Here is a 20,480-nt window from a genome sequence, read left to right as displayed (position 1 = left end):
TCATAGGAATTTTCTTACTATGGATAGGGTAAATAATGAGTCAGAGCCGATTTAAAATACAACGTTATCTCGAACAGTCCGCCAATGACATTAGAGAGTCAGCGCTATTTCACTCTGCGATTATTAACCATGGTAAACTAATAAAAGATGCTTATAAAAAACACCCATTATTCTATAAAGTTATTTTCAGGAATAGCAGATTCATTATCTGCTCAAGCATTCTTTCAATCTATTTCACCTGCCCCAATGCCAGGCTGAAAGATATCAAGGAATTTTTTAAAGGCAAAGACATCGTCAGTGAGAATTCACTGGATTCTTTTCTGTTGTTTTTGCGTGTCGGCCGGCGGTTGGAAGTCAGCCGCATCGCTCAGGACAAGCGCCAACTGTACTTCAAACCAACGGACAGCGCACTGCGCGAAACCCACGCACTGATAAGCTCAGTGGCGCGGCCCTACCAGATGATATTTCCTGATATCCCGGTCGCCGAGCTGCTCGAGCTACCGGATTTTATCCCGGTATTTTTTGGCACTTATGGTCAACTGATGATTAAAGAAATTTATTTGATCGAACTGGTGCCACAAGCGGCGCTTTTCATCAGTAAAGATGCCGGCCATATGGTATTGCTGATGCTGTTAACAGAAAGCATAAAGCAGAATTCACATACGCTGCTGCTTTCCTCCGCGACGATTGCAAAATTCTGCGCCGTTTCCCGTGCGCATATCAACCGCATGCTGCTGGCGGCAGAAAAATGCGGCCTGCTGGTGACCACCAATAATGTGATGATAGAGTTGAACAGTTCGTTCTTTATTATGGTAGAGCGTTATTTTAGTTTGTACTTCGCCATGGTGGGGTTTGGTTTGAATGCCGTTTGGCAGCACTACGTGGCCGCAGACAGCAAACCAGAGGCCTGCACGCCAGGCCTGTGACCAGTCCAGGCAGCGTACCCACCGGCTTTGACATAAACAATAAGTTAATTTCAAAGACAATATCATTGGTGAGTGGAGCACTGGGGTTGAAGCCATTGAAGGCGCCGAACGGCGGAACGCAGCATAGGCGAAACCGCCAGGACGGCGGTTTCAGGCGAGACAGGCAGGGACGCCTGTCGTAGCCGGCCGTGATGCGAAGTGACACAGTGAGGGCAGCCGCGCAGCGGCCGCCTGATATGGCGCAGGCGCGGGGTCGTTAGGGGCCGCGCCCACGGCCCCTAACTCGGGCGCGGGCTACGGTGCTACAAAAAACGACCGAGTTATAGCGACCGAAACCCTCCCCGAATCCAACAAAAAACGTTGATAAAACCATACTCTGTAGCCCACTGTGCAAGTGGAATTGCCTTAATCGTACTGTGTTTCTTTGCAGCCATTGCACACGGCAATTGTCAGGGCCGAAGGCCCGGCCCCGACACCCCGGCCTGCGCTTAACATGGCCTGCCCGCTACGCGGGTACCCTCGCCGCGTCCCCGTCGCCGGGCGGGTCGGCTACGACAAACATCCCTGTTTGTCTCGCCTCAATCGGCCTTCCGTGGCCGATTGCCCCTGGCAACGGTGCCTTGCTCGGCAGCCCAAGATGCGCGCTAAACGTCAACACCCCAATCTATCGCCACCGGGCAACCTAACCTTCGGCGTTGACATAAGTTAATCCCAAAGACAATGCCATTGGTGAGTGGGGCACGGGTGTTGAAGCCATTGAAGGCGCCGAACGGCGGAACGTAGCATAGGCGAAACCGCCAGGACGGCGGTTTCAGGCGAGACAGGCAGGGACGCCTGTCGTAGCCGGCCGTGATGCGCAGTGACACAGTGAGGGCAGCCGCGCAGCGGCCGCCTGATATGGCGCAGGCGCGGGGTCGTTAGGGGCCGCGCCCTGTATGAACCGGGCACATAGGTTACAGATCTGACCAGCCTCATAGGTAACGCATTTATTCTTTAATCAGCCCGGATTATACGATGGTTCTGTCTATCGTACCGGGCCAATACCAACTCCCCGAACCCTATTTCGTCCGTGTCATCGTCAACTTCTTTCATCCACACCCATTCATACCTGAGGGCCTCCGATAGGAAGATTCGTCGGCCGTTGAACCATAAATCACCTTTCACTTCCACACGCAGTAACTTCGCCCCCTTTGGTACCGGCATCTCCTTTTGTGCCCCAGTATAAATCCGGGGGGAAGGACACCAGACTGATTGGGGCGTTTTTCCTCCCAGAGCCTTATGTGGCCGAACTTCATTAAATTCTTTTCTCCATGTGTTTAGCCATGTCTGTTGTTCCTCCAGAGAGGCAAATTTATGACACTGTTTCATTCCCTCTTTCATTGTTCTGTGCATTCTTTCATGACGTCCATTCTCTGTCGGTTTCCCTGGGCGAATTCGCTCGGGAGTAACACCACATTTGATTAGCCAGATAGACATCTGGCTTAATCCCCACAGCCCGGCACCGGCAAAAGGTGGACCGTTATCGGTGCGTAGAACCTGGGGCAAACCACATTCGTGGAAGACTCGCTCGAGGCAGGGAATGACAAATTTCCCATCGGGTAAATACGTGGCATCACAGGCAAGTACCATTCTGCTGTAGTTATCCGTCAGTGTGAAAGGATGACACCAACGTCCGGTTGTATGGGTGAACTTGCCTTTGAAATCCGCGCTCCAGACATCATTTGGCTGGTTTATCTTATGGAGCACATAAGACCGTTTGGGTTTGTATTTCAATCGATTACGTTTTTTTGTCAGGCCATGGATCTTAAATATGCCCCCAATAGTACTGGCAGCGGGCACATCCGAAACATCCATATTCAAAAGTAATTGTCTTATCTTTTCCGGGCCCCATGTAGGGTGCTGCTGTTTCTTCTCAAGAAGCAATTCCACCGTTGGCAGCGGTATGGAAAGTTGATGATGGCGAGCTCGGGAATGGTCAGAAAGAGAGGAAATATCATCAGGAGAAAATCGGGACAGCCACTTATAGCCAGTTTTGCGACTAATGTTGAAACGGCGGCATAGCTCAGCGACAGAAGTATCGCCCTTCAGACAAGCGGTGACAAATTGCAAACGTTGCATGGTAACACTCTCAGGCCAAGGCACAGTAAACCTCCCTATCTCGTTAACTGTGCCAGTTATAACCTGTTACCCATGTGCCCGGTGTAAAGTGTTACCCATGTGCCCGGTTCATACAGCCCACGGCCCCTAACTCGGGCGCGGGCTACAGTGCCGCAAAAAGCCACGATATGATGGCGACCGAAACCCTCCCCAAACTCAGCAAAGAACGTTGACGAAACCGTACTCTGTAACCCGCCGTGCAAGTGGAATTGCCCTAATCACTCCGCGTTTCTTTGCGGCAATCGCGCACGGCAATTGTCAGGGCCGAAGGCCCGGCCCCGACACCCCGGCCTGCGCTTAACATGGCCTGCCCGCTGCGCGGGTCCCCTCGCGGCGAGCCCGTCGCCGGACGGGTCGGCTACGACAAACATCCCTGTTTGTCTCGCCTCAATCGGCCTTATATGGACGCTCCGATAATGCCAATGTTTTTTTCTGAAAACGTGAACAGGTATTGCAGCCATATATCCGGTTTCTTTCGGGGTCTTACTGTGACCCGAACCATGATGAAATCCGCCAGGTGAGCGCCTAACCATCCCTACGGGCTACATTGCCCTGGCCGATTACGGTATGTCTCACCTGCGGTCTTACCTGTTTCGCCATCTTCTTGATTACACGAGCAACTACCGGACTGCGTTTACGCTTGCTGCCCCGACGCACTCATTGAGCTAGCCTCAATGGGCGCAGCGGGGCGATATTCTGTTCCCTTCACCAGCATCGACCACAGAATGCGGGCCGTTTTGCTCGCCTGGGCCACCACTGCCACGTTGTAGTTTTTCTTCTGTAGCAAGGCGAACAACCACGGCATCGTTTCCTTGTGCCGTTCAATCACCGCCGCAACGGCACGCGCACCATGCACAAGCAGATAACGGAAGTATCTGTCCCCCCGTTTGCTTATACGCCCCAGGCGTTGCTTCCCGCCGCTGGAATGCTCGCGCGGCGTCAGCCCCAGCCAGGCAGCAAACTGCTTCGCACAATGAAATTGCTGCCCATTGCCTACCGACGCCACCAGGTAGGTCGCGGTCATCAGTCCCACTCCCGGCACTTTCATCACCCGCTGACAGGCTGGCTGGCTTTTCGCCCACTGACTGAGTTCTTGCTCAATCAGGGTAACCTGGTCTTCGAGCGCAAGAATATGCTCAAACTGGCGCGCAACGCTGCGGCGAACAAAGGGGGACAGGGTAATATCTCCGTTTTCCAGGATATCGGGAATGCCCTGATGAAAAGCACAATGTCCGGTTGGCATGATGAGACCAAACTCGGCCAACATGGCGCGTAGACTGTTTACACACGCCCCCCGTTCCCGAACCAGCATGTCACGCTCGGAATGCAGAGCGAGTATCGCCTGCTGTTCGGCCGTCTTGACCTGCACAAAACGCATGTTGGGGCGAGTGACTGCCTCGCAAATGGCTTCGGCGTCAGCCGCATCGGTCTTGTTGGTTTTCACGTAGGGCTTGACGTATTGCGGCGGCATCAGTTTGACCTGATGACCATACTGGCTGAAAAGCCGGGCAAAGTGATGGCTGGATGCGCAGGCCTCCATCCCAATCAGGCAGGGGCTGAGTTGCATAATGAAAGGCACCAGTTTGTCCCGGTTCAGTTTTATCCTGAGCACCGTGTGGCCGGTGTGATCGATGCCATGAAGTTGGAAAACATTTTTTGCCAGGTCGATACCCAAAGTAGATACTTGCATTTGGACGCTCCTTCTGCTGAGTTTACGCTCGTATTTTGGCACTTAGATGCCGTCAACGTTGGAGCGTCCATCTCATTATCCGTGGCCGATTGCCCCTGGCAACGGTGCCTTGCTCGGCAGGCCAAGATGCGCGCTAAACGTCAACACCCCAATCTATCGCCACCGGGCAACCTAACCTTCAGTTTTGACACAATCAAAGACAATGCCATAGGTGAGTGGAGCACGGGTGTGGAAGCCATTGCTGGCGCCGAACGACGGAACGTAACGATGATAGACGCTGGCGTGCTGTCACACTTTGTCCAATTTTACGTAATGCGGATGAGTATGATTTACGTTTCCTTTACACTTTTGGAGACGCACAGCACATGATCCCTCGCTTCCACCGCCGAACCCTGGCCGCCGTCATCAAACTGGCGTTGATCTGCCCCACCAGCGCCGTTGTCTTTGCCGAAGAACAAACCGACGATCGCACCCGATCTCAGGATACATTGGTGGTCACCGCCGCCGGGTTTGAGCAAAATCAGGAAGATGCGCCGGCTTCAATCACGGTCATCAGCGGCGAAGAGCTGCGTAAACGCTCCGTCCAGAACCTGGCGGATGCCGTGCGCGATGTCGAAGGCGTTGTGGTCAATGGCAGCGCCAATGAAACCGATATCTCAATTCGCGGCATGCCAGGGGATTACACGCTGCTGATGGTCGATGGCAAACGGCAAAGCGGGCGCGAATCTCGCGTTAACGGCAACACGGGCTACGAACAGAGCTTTATGCCGCCCGCCGCGGCCATTGAGCGCATCGAAATCATCCGTGGCCCAATGTCCTCGCTGTACGGCTCAGACGCCATCGGCGGCGTTATCAACGTGATCACCCGCAAGGTATCCCCGAAGTGGGGCGGCTCGGTTTCTTATGATTACTCCGCCCGCCAGCACAGCGATCAGGGCAACGCCGGCCAGACGCAGTTTTACCTCAACGGCCCACTGGTGCCGGCGCGGCTTGGGCTGCAACTGTGGGGCCGCTACCTGGATCGTCAGGCCGATGATAATGTGCAGACCACCAACGGCTTCACCAAGGCCAAACATAAAAGCCTGACGGCGCGCCTGGCTTTCACCCCCAATGCCAACCATGACATCTTACTGGAGGGCGGCATTACACGCCTGAAAAACGGCGAAGGCACCAGCCCCAACTGGGCCACCCGCGAGCAAAAAAATAACCGCGATCACGGATCGCTGTCACACGAAGGGCGCTGGGGCTGGGCCACTTCAACGTTGGTGTTGTCGCAGGAAAGAACCAGCCGCGAAGGCGTTGCGAGCGCCAGCCAGACCGACGTGCTGGGGCGCAAACCGCAAATCAAGAACACCGTATTTGACGCCAAACTGGTCGCGCCGACCGATTACCACATCACCACCGTTGGCGCACAGTGGAACCAAAGCACGCTCAATGACTGGAACCAGGGGCTGAACGACCAAAAAAACTATAAGTTCGAAGTGGTGCAAAAAGCGCTGTTCGCGGAAGACGAATGGCGCATGACCGAGAGCTTTGCGCTCACCGGCGGCCTGCGGCTGGATCACCACCAGCAGTACGGCAGCCACATCAACCCACGTCTGTATGGCGTCTGGCACCTGAACGATGAGTGGACCCTCAAAGGCGGTATTGCCCGCGGCTTCAAGGCGCCCGAACTGCGCGCCGTGATCGATGATTACGCGGTGCTGCGGCGCAACACGTATGTCATGTTCGGCAATTCCAGGCTCAAACCGGAAAGCAGCACCAACTATGAGCTTTCCGCACTGTGGTCTGACCGTGACACCCTCTCCGCCGGCGCCACCGTGTTCTACAACGACTTCAAAGACAAGCTTTCCACGGTCACCACCAGCGAGCGCTGGAATGGCTATATCATCATGGACCGCGTCAACATCGACGAAGCGGTGATCAAAGGTATTGAGTTGAACGGCCGTTGGCAGATCACCCCGGCATTGGCCCTGAAAGGTAACTTCACCTATACCGACTCAGAGCAGAAAAGCGGCGCCAACGCCGGCGCGCCGTTGGCCCTCACGCCCGAAAGCAAAGCCAACCTGCGGGCCGACTGGGCGATCAGCGATCGCGCCCAGGCCTGGGCTGCCGTCAACTACTACGGCAAAGAGTTTGGCACCACGGTCAATGCCGAACCCGCCCCTGCTTACACCACGGCGGATATCGGCGGCTCTTACCAGCTGACCCGCGCCGTGGCGCTTAATGCCGCAGTTTACAACCTGAACGACAAACGCCTGGACGACGAAACCTACGGCACGGTCAACTACGGGCGCACGTTCTGGCTCGGCAGCACGGTCAACTTCTAGGTCGATCTATCTTCGCCCGCCGGCAACAGCACGATGGCGCACAGGCCGGCCGGCGGGCGGTTCTCCAACAGCAGTTCACCGCCATGGGCATGGATGCAAGCGCGGGCAATGGACAGCCCCAACCCCAGCCCGGCCCCTTTCCCCTCGCGCCGCCCCTTGAACGGCAATTGCACAAAAGGTTCAAACACCTGCTCCAGGCACGCCGGCGGGATGCCGGGGCCACTATCGCAGATTTCAATACGCACCCCAGCCGGATCGCGCTGCAGGTGGATCCGCGCTTCCCCGCCGTAGATCAGGGCGTTGTCGATCAGGTTGGTCAATGCGCGCTTGAGCGCCAGCGGCCGGCAACGGAGCGTCATCGCCCCCGCATCTGTGCCCTGCCATTGAACCCGCTGGCCCAACGTGCGGTAACGCCGCGCCAGCTCGTCAAGCAGCGCCGCCATCGCGATAGTATCGGTCGTTTCCTGCATCGCATCGCCGCGTATAAAATTCAGCGTTTCACTCACCATCGCGCTCAGCTCCGCCAGGCTTTCCAGCATGTCATCACGGGCCTGCCCCTCCTCCAGCAGTTCCACCTGCAGCCGCAGTTCGGTAATCGGGGTGTTGAGATCGTGGCTGATCGCCGCCAGCATCCGGGTGCGGCCTTCAATATGGCGGGCGATGCGCTCTTGCATCACGTTAAACGCCTGTGTCAGCTCGCGCGCTTCCAGCGGGCCGGCCAGCGGCAGGGGCGCTACCCGTTCGCCGCGGCTGATCCGCTCTGTCGCCGTGGCCAGCGTCTTCACCGGGCGCACCACGCGGCGCATGAAAAAGATAACAATCAGCAGCACCGGCACGCTGGTCACCGGCAGCGAATAGGAGAGCAAACGACTCCATTCATACGCCTGCAGCGGGTGCTGCACCGCGTTGAGATAGCGCCCGTCGGCCAGGGCGATACTGGTGCGCAACCGCAGCGGATCCCACCGCACAGCGCTGAACAGGTGCCCGCGCGCCAACCCGCCGTCGGTGCGCTCAAGCTGCATGGCAATCTGCTGGCTGGCGACCTGCGGCAGATGCGCCGCCAGATCGGCGATCAGGCGTTGCTCTTCGGCGCGCATCGCAAAAGGCCGCACTTCAGGCTCGGCGGCCACCCAGAACCGGGCACCGTTGGCATCCATCGTGGCCAGCAGGCGCTGATGCGCGGCTGCCGGCAGGCTATCGGCGGCCTGATAGGCAATCATCAGCCGCTCCAGCGCCAACGTGCGCGACACCGGGTGCAGCAGCGCGCCCGTTAGCTGCACATAGACCATCGCAATCGCATTGGCCGCCACCAGAGCCAAAACCAGCAGCAGCGCCAGCTGGTTGGACATCCGCTTAGGCAACAGCGCAGCGGCTCTTCTCATAGCGGCTCGCTGCTCACGCTGGTGGCCAGGCGATAACCGCTGCCCCAGACCGTCACCAATAATCCCGAGCCCTGCTGGAAGAGGCTCAGCTTGCCGCGCAGGCGGCTGACCTGCCGATCGATAGCCCGATCGAAAACGTCGTTGCCGGGGCGGGCGCACAGATCGATCAGGCGATCGCGGCTCAATACTTCATTGGGGTGCTGCAAAAACGCCAGCAGCAGACGCCCTTCCATGGTGCTCAGCGGCATGCTGGCGCCGTCGTCCCTGCCAAGCACGCCGGTCGCCGGCACAAACTGCAGATTGGCGAAGCGGTACTTCAGCAACGCGGCGGTGGCCTGGGGCGGGGGGGCGACATACGCGCTGCTCGCCCGGCTGCGGCGCAGCACGCTATGGATGCGCGCCACCACTTCACGGGGTTCGAACGGCTTAACGATGTAGTCATCCGCCCCCAGATCCAGCCCGCGAATGCGATCGGCCGCGGCATCGCGCGCCGTCAGCAGGATCACCGGTGCAACCGTGCGGCGGTGCAGTTGATGGCACAGCGCCATACCATCGCCGTCCGGTAGCATAACGTCCAGCAGCACGATATCGAACGCTTGCTGTTTGAGCAGCAGCCACATGCCTGCCGCATTCTCGGCCGTGCGCACGTCAAAAGCGTGGCGCCGCAGGTACTCCGCCAACGGCTCGCGGATCTTACGGTGATCGTCCACTATCAGTACGCGCTGAGCCGCTGCGTTCATTCGCCCCCCTTCATCCACCACGCCCAAAAAGTGATCGTACCGATCCCGCCGATCGCCACCGACGGCGGACGATCGTGCCCCGCAGAGACTGTAACAAATTTTGTCATTGATTATCTGCTGCGCAGTGAGGATGAAGCAAGACGGCTGGTTTATATGGAACACATTTGCGTCATCCCCGCTTCATAAAACTGACATCTGCGCCGCATAGGCTGATGCGCAATGAGATCGATCTCATTGGCGAACAAGAGACAACGGATGACCGATTTACTGAGCGTTGCCCGCCTGGCGGGCGTATCACGAGCCACCGCCGCACGCACCTTCTCCACACCGGAAAAAGTGCGCGAGGCCACGCGCAACAAAGTGTATGCCGCATCGAAGACGCTGGGCTTCCGCCCCAACTATGTAGCGCGCCAACTGCGCACCCAGTCCACCCGCATTATCGGCGTGATGCTGCCCACTCTCAGCAACCCGGTATTTAGCGAACAACTGCAGGCGATGGAAAACATTGCCCGCACCGGCGGCTATTCGCTGATGGTGGCGACCACCCATTACGATCCGGCGCGCGAATCCGCCGTGCTGGAAAACCTGCTGCGCCAACGGGTTGACGGGCTGGTGTTGACCGTCGCCAACGCCCAGGCCAGCCAATGCCTGGAAAAGTTGGAACAGGAAGCCCTGCCGGTGGTGCTGGTGCATAACCCAGCCGCCGGCCGCCGCTTTGTCACCGTTAGCGTGGATAACCAGCAGGCGATGCACCAGGCAACGCGCCATTTGCTCACCCTCGGCCACACCCGCATCGGCATGGCCGCCGGGCCGGTTCAACAATCCGACCGCGCCCAACTGCGCTACCAGGGTTACTGCCAGGCGATGGCGGATGCCGGGTTGGCGCCGCTGCCGCTGATTGAAATGGCGCACCACACCCGCGTGGATATCGACACGTTGCGCCCGTGGCTCGGTGCGCCGCAAGGGCTGACCGCCCTGCTCTGCTCGAACGATCTGCTGGCTTTGAGCGCCATCGGCAACCTGCAACGCCTTGGCTACCGCATCCCGGAACAGCTTTCCGTGGTGGGCTTTGACGGCATCGCGCTGGGCGAGATGGTCTGCCCGGCGCTGTGCTCCGTGGTGCAGCCGCAGCGCGAACTGGGCACCGTGGCGATGGAAAGCATGCTGGGGCTGCTCGCCGGCGAAGACGTGTGCTCCCAAACATTGGATATTGCGCTGCGCCACGGCGAAAGCACCGCCGCGGCGCAGATTTTCTGTTGTACCACTACCAGGGAAACATCATGAAAAAATCGATCTTCTCCGCGCTGTGCCTGAGCGGCACGCTACTGCTCTCGGCGCAAACCCAGGCGGCCACCGCCATCTGTTACAACTGCCCGCCGGAATGGGCAGACTGGGGCACCCAGTTGAAAGCCATCGCCAGGGACACCGGCATTGTGGTGCCGCAGGATAATAAAAACTCCGGCCAGTCGCTGGCCCAGTTGGTGGCGGAAAAAGCCAGTCCGGTTGCCGACGTGGTTTACCTCGGCGTGACGTTCGGCATCCAGGCGGCCAAATCGGACGTGCTGGCACCCTATCAACCCGCCGGCTGGGATGAGATACCGGCAGACATGAAAGATCCGGCGGGCAAATGGGTGGCGCTGCATTCCGGCACCATCGGCTTTATGGTGAATGTGGATGCCCTGAACGGCGCGCCGGTGCCGCAATCCTGGGACGATCTGCTCAAACCGGAATACAAGGGCATGGTCGGCTATCTGGATCCTGCCAGCGCGTTCGTCGGCTACGCCGCCGCCGTTGCCGCCAACCTGGCGAAAGGCGGCACGCTGGATGACTTTACGCCAGGCATCAACTACTTCAAACAGCTGATCAAGAACCAGCCGATTGTGCCGAAGCAAACCGCCTATGCCCGCGTGCTCTCCGGCGAGATCCCGATTCTGCTGGATTATGATTTCAACGCTTACCGCGCCAAATATAAAGATCACGCCAACGTGGCGTTCGTCATCCCCAAAGAGGGCAGCATCAAAGTGCCTTACGTTATCAGCCTGGTGAAAAACGCCCCACACAGCAGCGACGGGAAAAAAGTGATCGACTACGTGCTCTCGGACCGCGGCCAAGCGATTTGGGCCAACGCCTGGCTGCGGCCGGTGCGTGAAAGCGCGATGTCTGCCACCGCCAAGGCGCAGTTCCTGCCGGACAGCGACTACGCACGCGCTCGCACGGTCAATTACCAGCACATGGCTGATGTGCAAAAAGCCTTCTCCGCCCGTTACCTGAGCGAGGTTAAGTAATGGCGACAACCTGGCAAAACGCTGCGCCGCGCCCCCAAACCGGGGGGCGGCCGGCCCGGCGCCTGCCGCGCGCCGTTGGCTTTGCCCTGGCGCCGGTGCTCACGGTGTTCTGCGCCTTTTGGCTGATCCCCTTCGGCTACCTGGTGGTGCTGGGCAGCACGCCGGATAACAGCACGGGGCTGAACGCCTACTGGACGGTGCTGACCCATCCAACCTATTTGCAAAGCCTTGGCATCACCCTGCTGCTTTCGGCCAGCGTCGCGTTGGCCGCAGTGGCGATCGCTACCGTGGTGGCGTGTTTCCTGGCACGCCAATGCTTCGCCGGCAAGGGGCTGCTGCTGGCACTGCTCACCTTTCCGCTCGCCTTCCCCGGCGTGGTGGTCGGCTTTTTGATTATCATGCTCGGCGGGCGCCAGGGGCTGTTTGCCCAGTTGGGCGCCGCCACGGTAGGCGAGCGCTGGAGCTTCGCCTACAGCCTGAGCGGGCTGTTCCTCGGCTATCTCTATTTTTCCATCCCGCGCGTGATCATGACGTTGATGGCCGCCTGCGAAAAGCTGGATCGCAGCCTGGAAGAAGCCGCCCGCTCACTGGGCGCCGGCAACGGGCGCATCGTCCGTGATGTGATCCTGCCCGGCCTGGCGCCGGCGCTGCTTTCAAGCCTGGCGCTGTGCTTTGCCACCAGCATGGGGGCTTTTGGCACCGCCTTTACGCTAGGAACCGATCTGAACGTCTTGCCGTTAAGCATTTACGGTGAATTCACCAACTACGCCAACTTTGCCACCGCCGCTGCACTCTCGGTGCTGCTGGGGCTGGTGACCTGGGCCGCCCTGTTACTGGCGCGCCGCCTCTCTGGCGCCACTCTGGAGGCCCCGCTATGAAACGCCCGCTGCTGTTTAGCCTACAGTTCGCCTTCACGCTGCTGGTGTGCCTGTTTTTGATCGTGCCGATCGGCATGTCGGTGATGGCGGGCTTTACCGAAAACTACTTTATCGGCATCAAAAGCGGCCTGACCCTGCGCTGGATTGCCGAAGTATGGGCGTTGTATGCCCCCACTTTCTGGCTTTCGCTGCTGATTGCGCTGGCGTGCCTGGCGTGCACGCTGTTGCTGGGGGTACCGGCCGCCTGGGGGCTGCTGAAAAGTTCTTCGCGCACCGCCGCCTGGATTGAGGAGTGCCTGATGCTGCCGGTCGCCATTCCGGGGCTGGCGACCGCGCTCGGGCTGTTGTTGGTTTACGGCGGCATCCCGGCGCTGCGCGCAAGCTGGGTGTTTATTTTGATCGGCCACGTGCTCTTTACCCTGCCCTTTATGGTGCGCCCGGTGCTGGCAGTGATGAAGGCCGCGGGTCTGCAACAGATGGAAGAGGCCGCCGCCAGCCTGGGGGCGGGCAGCCTGCGCCGTTTTTTCACGGTGGTGGTGCCCAACTGCCTTTCCGGCATTGTGGCCGGCGCGTTTATGGTGGTCACCTTGTCGATCGGTGAATTCAATATCACCTGGATGTTGCATACCCCGCTGACCAAAACCCTGCCGGTCGGGCTGGCCGATAGCTACGCCTCGATGCGGCTGGAGATTGGCTCGGCCTACACGACACTGTTTTTACTGATGATTATCCCGCTGCTGGTGGCGCTGCATTTTCTTGGCCGCCCGCGCAGCCAGCCGATGAAAAAGAAAGAGGTATCCTCATGAGCCATCCTGTCGGCATCCGCCTGCACCGCTGCGCCCGCACCTTCGGGCGCGATCACACCGCGCTTCATCCGCTGGATCTGACTATCCACCCCGGCGAAACCCTGGTGCTGCTCGGCCCTTCCGGCTGCGGCAAAACCACCACCTTGCGCATTATCAGCGGCCTGGAGCACAGCGACGCCGGCGGCGAAGTGTGGTTTGACGAGCGCAACGTCACCGCACTGCCGATTGAAAAACGCAACGTCGGCATGGTGTTCCAGAACTATGCCCTGTTCCCCAACCTGAACGTGGCGGGCAACGTGGCCTATGGCCTGCGGATTATGCGGCTGCCGGAAGCGGAGATCCGCTCGCGGGTGGCCGAGATGCTGGCGATGGTGGATCTGGGCGATGTGGCCGAACGGCCGATCCAGGCGCTTTCCGGCGGGCAGAAACAGCGCGTTTCGCTGGCCCGGGCGTTGGCGGCCCGCCCCAAAGTGCTGCTGTTTGATGAACCGCTGGCGGCGCTGGACGCCAAACTGCGCGAGAAGCTGCGCGAAGACATCGGCATGTTGCTGGAACGGCTTGGCATTACCGCAGTGTATGTCACCCACGATCAGCAGGAAGCCATGGCGTTGGGCGACAGGATCGCCGTAATGCGCCACGGGCGTATCGAGCAAATCGGCACGCCGCGCGAAATTTACCATCAGCCCGCCACCGCCTTTGTCGCGGACTTTGTCGGGGCCATCAACCGCCTGCCGATCGCTGGCGGCGAGTATTACTGCCGCCCGGAAGATATCCGCCTGGGCAACGCCGAGCAGGCATTGCTGACCGGGCGGATACTGCACAGCACTTTTCTCGGCCAGAACCAGCGGGTGCTGGTAGACACCGGCCACGGCCGCCCGGTGCAGGTGGACTGCCCGGCACGCGAAAGCTGGCAGCCCGGCCAACCGGTGGGCCTGCACGCCAACGCCGCGAACCTGTTCCAGATTCACGCCCAACCCTAAGGAGCCCGTCGTTGAATACTTCTTTTGTTCTCGCCCAGATAAGCGATCTGCATGTAAAAACTGCCGGCCGCCTTTCCTATCGCAAAGTGGATACGCTGGGTGCGTTACAGGCCTGCGTGGCGCACCTTAACGCGCTGGCGCCGCGCCCCGATGCGGTGGCGATCACCGGTGATTTAACCGATTTCGGCACGCCGGAAGAATATGCCGAAGTGCGCAGCGTGCTGGATACGCTGGCCATCCCCTGGTTTGCCATCCCCGGCAACCACGATGCGCGCCCGGCGTTCCGCCAGGCCTTTGCCGATCGCCCCTGGCTGCCGCACAGCGGTGAATTCCTGCACTGGGCGGTGGAGGATTACCCGGTGCGGCTGATTGGGCTCGATTCCACCGTGCCGGGCAAACCCTGGGGGGAACTGTGCGCAGAACGCCTGGCCTGGCTTACCACCCAACTGGCCAGCCAGCCGGAAAAGCCCGCGATTGTGATGCTTCACCACCACCCGTTTATCAGCGGCATCGATCATATGGACCGGCAGAGCCTGCGCGATGCGCCGGCGCTGGAGCAGGTGCTGGCGGGCGCGCCGCAGGTGATGCGGGTGCTGTGCGGCCACGTGCACCGCTTTATGGTGGCGCAATTAGGCAACACGGTGGTGTGCAGCGCGCCGGGCACTTCGCACCAGGTGGCGCCGGATTTTACCCCGGACGGCCCGGCGAACTTTGTGCTGGAGCCCCCCGGCCTGCTGCTGCACCGCTGGGACGCGCAGCAAGGCATGGTGACGCACTATTGCCCAATCGGGCAGTTCCCCGGCCCGTGGCCGTTCTATGATGAAAATGGGTTGATTGATTGATGGTTATCCCTAAAAGAATTCGAGCGGCAGGACAAAAACGCAAACGCGTTTTCGCACAGCGCTAGCATAAGCCCCGAATGGCCGAATCATGCGGCTTTGCTGTGACAAATTCGCCAAGAATAAATTTGATCTGCCAACAATCGGCCTTCGATGAGAGACAGGATGTCTCTCATTAATCCCCAGGCGTTTACCTGAGTAAGTAACTGGGTGACCATGAAATATATTTTTACTTTTGCGATAAAAAAGAATATGCCACAATAAAAAAACTATCGTCAGCTCGATTCAATGCACTGAAAAACAACCGTTAACCTCCTTTGCGCCATACTAAAAACTGCCCGTATATTAATTAAAGTAGGCATTAAGTAATTAATTAAACCAATGCCATGTGATGTTTATCACTACTTCTCTCCGCCCTAATACTTAGATTAATACCAAATTTACTAAAACACCTCACCCTACTAAAAAATGCAAACACAGGAAATATTATGGAATCGTTACTTTTACAATCGTTATTCCCACTTGTATTTATTATGTTACTGGGATGGCTGAGCGGTAAATTAGGTTACAGCAAGCGGGAAGATGCCAACGTTTTAGCCACGGTAGTCATCCGGTTCGCACTGCCATTCCATTTATTTGTCGGCGCATTAAATACCGATCCGGAAAAAATACAGAATTTACCGTTTATGGCAGTATTGGTGATCGGCCTGATGGGCTCTTACCTGCTGACATTATTCATTTCACGCTTTATTTTTCGCCACGATATTAAAACCAGCGCCATTCAATCGCTGGTTTGCGCCTTCCCGGACATGGCCTATTTTGGCGCGCCGGTGTTGGCGGTACTGATTGGCCCGGAGGGTTTTCTCGGGGTGCTTATCGGCAATTTGATCACCAGCGTACTGATGATCCCACTGACCATCGTGCTGTTGCGCATGGGCGATAGCAACGCTTCCGGCGCATCGGCAGAGCTGGGGCTGGGCCGGATGATCATGCAGAACCTGTTCAAGGCCGTGCGCAACCCGATTGTGTGGATCCCTATCCTGGGTGTACTGATGAGCCTGGCAGGGCTGAAGCTCCCGCACCTGTTGAGCTCGCCAATCGAGATGATGGGCAAAACCGCCGGTGGTATCTCGTTGTTTGCATTGGGTTTGCTGTTCTACGGCGAGCGCCCGACGCTGAACATCCAGACCATCACCAATATCGGCATGAAAAACCTCATCCAGCCGGCCATGATGGCGTTCGCCGGGTTGGCGTTTGGCCTTAGCCACACCTTTATGCAGCAGGTGGTGATTATCGGCGCCACGCCTTCGGCCATTGCCGCCGGTATGTTCGCGCTGCGAAGCGATACCTATGTAGAGTCGGCCTCATCGTCAATATTATTGGGCACCGCCATCGGCGTGCTAACGCAAGGAGTCATGATCTATGTAATTTCGTAGCTTCATCAGACAGAAGTAGTGAAAGGTTTATTCATTAGCAGGCGGGCTTAAGGCCCAAAATAAATTACCAAAATCGCTTTATACCCAAAATAATTCGCGTTGCAGGAAGAAAACACCCACCGCGTTTTGGATCGCGTTTGCGCTGGCCCCGCAGGGGAACGGCCCAGGGATGGGCCAGGTAACCAAGCCAGCGCACCTGCAACCGGAAAAATAACGGGTATATGTCACGGCGACAGACGATGGTTATATTTCTATCGCCCTTGAACCGTGCGATAAATCCGTCGTACAGGAGCAAGACAAAAAATGTTAAAGACCGAACCGATTTATACACCGTATACTGGCTCAATATTATTAGAAAACCCATTATTGAATAAAGGGCTGGCCTTCACACAGGAAGAACGCGCCGCCTTTAACCTGAACGGCTTATTGCCCGATCAGGTAGAAACAATAAAAGAGCAAACCGAACGCGCCTGGGCCCAGTTCTGCCATTTCAAACGCGACATATCAAAACATGTATATTTGCGTAACATTCAGGATACCAATGAAACCCTATTTTATAACCTGGTGCGCGCGCATTTAAGCGAAATCCTGCCGATTATTTATACACCGACGGTCGGCGAAGCCTGTGAACATTTTTCCGATATTTACCGCCGGCCGCGCGGTTTATTTATCTCATGGCCAAATCGCCACCATATCGATGAAATGCTGCAAAGCTTTTCCCGCCATGATATCCGCGTGATCGTCATCACCGACGGCGAGCGCATCCTGGGTCTGGGCGATCAGGGCATCGGCGGTATGGGGATCCCGATCGGCAAACTGGCGCTCTACACCGCCTGCGGCGGCATCAACTCGGCGACCACGCTGCCGATCATGCTGGACGTGGGCACCAATAACGCGCAGCGGCTGGATGATCCGCTCTACATGGGCTGGCGCCACCCACGCATCACCGACGATCAATACCTGGAGTTTATCGATTCGTTCGTCAGCGCGGTGAAGGAACGCTGGCCGAATGTCTTGCTCCAGTTCGAGGATTTCGCCCAGAAAAACGCCACGCGTCTGCTTAACCGCTACCGGGATCAGCTCTGCTGCTTCAACGATGATATCCAGGGAACGGCGGCGGTGGCGGTGGGCACACTGCTGGCCGCCAGCCATGCCGCCGGCACGCGTTTACGCGACCAACGGGTGGTGTTCCTGGGCAGCGGTTCAGCCGGCTGCGGCATCGCCGAGAAGATTATCGCCTGCATGGTGGAAGATGGTGCCGACGAACAACAGGCGCGTAGCCAGATCTTTATGATTGACCGCTTCGGCCTGCTGACCGACGACATGCCGAACCTGCTGGACTTCCAGCAGCGGCTGGTAACGCCGCGCGAAAGCGTTAAGGGTTGGGACACCGATCCAAGCAGCATTTCACTGATGGATGTGGTGCGCCATGTGCACCCGACGGTGCTGGTGGGCGTATCGGGCCAGCCAGGGCTGTTCAGCGAAGAGATTGTGAAAGAGATGCACCGGCACTGCCCGCGGCCGATCATTATGCCGCTGTCGAACCCCACTTCGCGTGCGGAAGCGGCGCCGCAGGATCTGATCGCCTGGACGCAGGGTGCGGCCCTGATCGCTACCGGCAGCCCCTTCGCGCCGGTGTTCTATCAGGATGAACTGTACGATATCGCCCAGTGTAACAACGCCTATGTCTTCCCTGGCCTGGGCTTAGGGATTTTGGCGGCCAAAGCGCGGCGGGTGACCGAAGGCATGCTGATGGCGGCCAGCCACGCGCTGGCGGCACATTCACCGCTGGTGCTGACCGAGCAAGGCGGGCTATTGCCGCCGGTGGCGGAAATCGAAACCCTCTCGCGAGCCATTGCCTTTGCGGTGGGCCGTGCCGCACAGCAGGATGACGTGGCGCCGACGATGAGCGAAGACGCCTTGCGCACCGCAATTGAAGATATGTTCTGGCAAGCCCGGTACGCGCCTTACAAACGCGCGTCTTTCTGACAACCCTACGGTAACCCTTCGGGTGGCCATTGCCACTCCGTTCTCAGCGAAAACCAAGGTGCTCTACGGCATCTTGGTTAATCAAGCCAAACGCCGCCAGAGCAACTGCTTAATGTGCGGCCTTCTGAATCGCTTGCAACAAATCTTCCGCCGGCACTGCGCCCGGCAGTACGCTGATGTTCTCCGCCGTGGCATTCTTCACCGGCATCACAATCAACCCAGGGGTCCCGGTTAACCCCAGTTGCTGGGCCAATGCATTGTTCTTGGCCAGCACGCCGTTATAGTCCGCATCCTGCGTTGGCTTGTAGCCCGCAGCGTTACTTGCCGCCGCGATGTCTTCTTCGGTCAGCGCACCTTCATTGTGCTGGGTGTGATAAATGCCATTATGGTAGGCCATATAGGCCCGCGCGCCTTTCTCTTTCCAGATCGCTAACCCACGCAGAGCCGCCTTACCGGAGTTCTCCCAACGGCCGGCGAAAATCGGCCATTCTTTAAAGATGAAACGCACATTCGGGCTGGCCTTCATGACTTTTTCCAGCTCTGGCGCCAGCTTGCTGCAGTAGATGCACTGGTAATCGAAAAACTCGATAACGGCGACGCTAGCGTTAGCCGGGCCGTATGTGGGCGTGTCTTTATCGTTCAGCAGCGCCTGTTGGTTTTTCAACACGTTCGCCACCAGCGTTTGTTGCTGGCGATCTTCCTGCTGCGCCTGGAGCGTTTGGCTCGCCTGCACCAGCACCTCTGGATGCGCCACCAAATAATCAGCTGCAATTTTACCGATTTGCGCCTGTTGCTCTGGGGTAAACGTGGGCGACGCATCGGCGGCCTGCACCAGGCCGCTCAACAACAGTGAAGTGGTAACGGCAACCGCCAGGCGGGTTTTAAAATTCATTGCGTCATTCCTGTAGGGTTAATGTATTTGTTGTATGCGCCACGTTTGGCTCGCGCCGGTGTTCACATCCGATACAGCCAGATTAATCATTTCCGTTTAAGGAATCTGTATCTTCTGTTGTTGAGGTTGTGTCTAACTGTGAATGGGAGAGTTGGAAAGGGACATATCGCAGCGCCATATAGATTCACGGCCAAATTCAATGGCTGGTTATAACAGCCAATCATGGTGGAAAACTGTGCAAGCTACCGTTGCGAACCAGATTCCACTATTGATAGTAAGTACCTGTAATTTTAAACAGACTGCATCGCCACGGGTTTAACAGACACCTCAGAGTCATTGCGGTAACTGTCACGACAACACGATAGCAGAAAGTTTTTTCCACCTACTGACGTGTGAGCGGATAAAGAAGAAGATCTACGGAACGCGGGAAGAAGCCCGCAGCGATATTTTTGATTACGTCGAAATATTTTATAATAGTAAACATCGGTATGGCTCGAGTGATCAGATGTCACCGACGGAATATGAACATCAATATTATCAACGGCTCGGAAGTGTCTAGATTATCCGTGGCGATTCACATCGATACTCTTCGCTTCAGTCAGTTTGAATCAGTATTGAAAGTAATCTACCTGTTATGGAGAATAGCTAAGGTTATTTCTTTATATCCACGATAGTAGACACCAAGCGGCCGTCTTCATTTATTCATAAAGACAGAACGCTCTGATATGGAGCGTTCTGACATAATATACTATTTATCTAAATAAAATTTTTATATTTTCAATTTTACTTAGCTACCACCACCAGCACTTGAAGTCGCTCCTCCCCACGAACCACCCCATGATGATGAATATCCAGGGCTAACTAATGAGCCATTATAATTTGGGTTATAAGAGCCTACACCTTGTGAAACCCCTGGCGCCATCGTCCAACCTTCGTTAATGCTGTTATAGAGTTCAGCTCCTACTATCGTAACAATAACTCCTCCTACAGGCCCTCCTATTTCTGCACCGACAGCAGCGCCTACAGCCCCGGCAATTGTTTCACCTCGATCATATCCACCTTTTGCCAATGTTATGTCTAACATAGATAGCTCTCTCATATATACTCCTTTTTTATGATTGCTTGGGTTTGGTTATTTTTTTGAAGTTGA

16 protein-coding genes and 1 pseudogene are annotated in these 20,480 nt (G+C 57.3%); 11 read left to right on the top strand and 6 right to left on the bottom strand.

Going from position 1 to position 20,480, the window contains the following annotated elements; translation table 11 throughout:
• The first annotated feature begins 35 nt into the window (after positions 1 to 35).
• Positions 36 to 926 carry a hypothetical protein gene (locus tag ACN28Q_RS14700; protein ID WP_095847020.1) on the top strand — a complete coding sequence of 297 codons (891 nt, stop codon included), beginning with the start codon at positions 36 to 38 and terminating at the stop codon, positions 924 to 926.
• 993 nt (positions 927 to 1,919) lie between these two features.
• Here the strand turns inward: ACN28Q_RS14700 and ACN28Q_RS14695 are convergent.
• A complete protein-coding gene (locus ACN28Q_RS14695) occupies positions 1,920 to 3,068 on the bottom strand; it encodes an integrase core domain-containing protein (protein ID WP_095845103.1) in 1,149 nt (382 codons plus the stop codon).
• Between the two features lie 649 nt (positions 3,069 to 3,717).
• Entirely contained in the window at positions 3,718 to 4,773 is a 1,056-nt protein-coding gene (locus tag ACN28Q_RS14690; protein WP_095847019.1) for an IS110 family RNA-guided transposase, read from the bottom strand.
• Positions 4,774 to 5,138: 365 nt separating this feature from the next.
• Here ACN28Q_RS14690 and ACN28Q_RS14685 point away from each other — a divergent pair, with 365 nt between their 5' ends.
• On the top strand, positions 5,139 to 7,103 hold the full coding sequence (locus tag ACN28Q_RS14685) for a TonB-dependent receptor domain-containing protein (RefSeq protein WP_095847017.1): 1,965 nt from the start codon (positions 5,139 to 5,141) through the stop codon (positions 7,101 to 7,103).
• Here the strand turns inward: ACN28Q_RS14685 and ACN28Q_RS14680 are convergent.
• Complete coding sequence (locus ACN28Q_RS14680) at positions 7,100 to 8,485, bottom strand: ATP-binding protein (RefSeq protein ID WP_230474289.1); 1,386 nt, start codon at positions 8,483 to 8,485, stop codon at positions 7,100 to 7,102. The genes ACN28Q_RS14685 and ACN28Q_RS14680 overlap by 4 nt on opposite strands.
• Positions 8,482 to 9,225 (bottom strand): response regulator transcription factor, encoded by a 744-nt coding sequence (locus ACN28Q_RS14675; protein WP_095847015.1) that lies wholly within the window; start codon positions 9,223 to 9,225, stop codon positions 8,482 to 8,484. Before ACN28Q_RS14675 ends, ACN28Q_RS14680 begins: the two co-directional genes overlap by 4 nt.
• A gap of 255 nt (positions 9,226 to 9,480) precedes the next feature.
• On the opposite strand from ACN28Q_RS14675, the gene ACN28Q_RS14670 reads away from it, so the two are divergent.
• The 8 genes from ACN28Q_RS14670 to ACN28Q_RS14635 all read left to right on the top strand — a co-directional run bounded on the left by ACN28Q_RS14670 (position 9,481) and on the right by ACN28Q_RS14635 (position 18,438).
• On the top strand, positions 9,481 to 10,509 hold the full coding sequence (locus tag ACN28Q_RS14670) for a LacI family DNA-binding transcriptional regulator (protein WP_095847014.1): 1,029 nt from the start codon (positions 9,481 to 9,483) through the stop codon (positions 10,507 to 10,509).
• Entirely contained in the window at positions 10,506 to 11,510 is a 1,005-nt protein-coding gene (locus ACN28Q_RS14665) for an ABC transporter substrate-binding protein (protein WP_095847013.1), read from the top strand. Before ACN28Q_RS14670 ends, ACN28Q_RS14665 begins: the two co-directional genes overlap by 4 nt.
• The gene (locus tag ACN28Q_RS14660) at positions 11,510 to 12,388 is read left to right on the top strand and encodes an ABC transporter permease (RefSeq protein ID WP_095847012.1); all 879 of its coding nucleotides are present in this window, start codon (positions 11,510 to 11,512) and stop codon (positions 12,386 to 12,388) included. The genes ACN28Q_RS14665 and ACN28Q_RS14660 overlap by 1 nt, the downstream gene beginning before the upstream one ends.
• Positions 12,385 to 13,194 (top strand): ABC transporter permease, encoded by an 810-nt coding sequence (locus tag ACN28Q_RS14655; RefSeq protein WP_095847011.1) that lies wholly within the window; start codon positions 12,385 to 12,387, stop codon positions 13,192 to 13,194. Before ACN28Q_RS14660 ends, ACN28Q_RS14655 begins: the two co-directional genes overlap by 4 nt.
• Positions 13,191 to 14,174: an ABC transporter ATP-binding protein gene (locus ACN28Q_RS14650; RefSeq protein WP_095847010.1), complete on the top strand. Its 984-nt coding sequence runs from the start codon at positions 13,191 to 13,193 to the stop codon at positions 14,172 to 14,174. Before ACN28Q_RS14655 ends, ACN28Q_RS14650 begins: the two co-directional genes overlap by 4 nt.
• Before the next feature lie 11 nt (positions 14,175 to 14,185).
• Entirely contained in the window at positions 14,186 to 15,016 is an 831-nt protein-coding gene (locus ACN28Q_RS14645; protein ID WP_095847009.1) for a phosphodiesterase, read from the top strand.
• A gap of 485 nt (positions 15,017 to 15,501) precedes the next feature.
• Positions 15,502 to 16,449 carry an AEC family transporter gene (locus ACN28Q_RS14640; protein ID WP_095847008.1) on the top strand — a complete coding sequence of 316 codons (948 nt, stop codon included), beginning with the start codon at positions 15,502 to 15,504 and terminating at the stop codon, positions 16,447 to 16,449.
• 303 nt (positions 16,450 to 16,752) lie between these two features.
• Positions 16,753 to 18,438 (top strand): NAD-dependent malic enzyme, encoded by a 1,686-nt coding sequence (locus ACN28Q_RS14635; protein WP_095847007.1) that lies wholly within the window; start codon positions 16,753 to 16,755, stop codon positions 18,436 to 18,438.
• Between the two features lie 109 nt (positions 18,439 to 18,547).
• Here ACN28Q_RS14635 and ACN28Q_RS14630 read toward each other — a convergent pair whose 3' ends face one another.
• Complete coding sequence (locus ACN28Q_RS14630; RefSeq protein WP_095847006.1) at positions 18,548 to 19,330, bottom strand: DsbA family protein; 783 nt, start codon at positions 19,328 to 19,330, stop codon at positions 18,548 to 18,550.
• A gap of 331 nt (positions 19,331 to 19,661) precedes the next feature.
• Between ACN28Q_RS14630 and ACN28Q_RS14625 the strand changes: the two are divergent.
• A pseudogene (locus ACN28Q_RS14625) lies at positions 19,662 to 19,889 on the top strand (IS3 family transposase); the annotation flags it as partial.
• A gap of 228 nt (positions 19,890 to 20,117) precedes the next feature.
• On the opposite strand, the gene ACN28Q_RS14620 reads toward ACN28Q_RS14625, so the two are convergent.
• Entirely contained in the window at positions 20,118 to 20,429 is a 312-nt protein-coding gene (locus tag ACN28Q_RS14620; RefSeq protein ID WP_131928977.1) for a hypothetical protein, read from the bottom strand.
• Positions 20,430 to 20,480: the final 51 nt, after the last annotated feature.

Source organism: Gibbsiella quercinecans (assembly GCF_002291425.1).
Taxonomy (GTDB): domain Bacteria; phylum Pseudomonadota; class Gammaproteobacteria; order Enterobacterales; family Enterobacteriaceae; genus Gibbsiella; species Gibbsiella quercinecans.
Note: the sequence above shows the minus strand (reverse complement) of the source record. Positions and strands in the feature narration are given on the sequence as shown.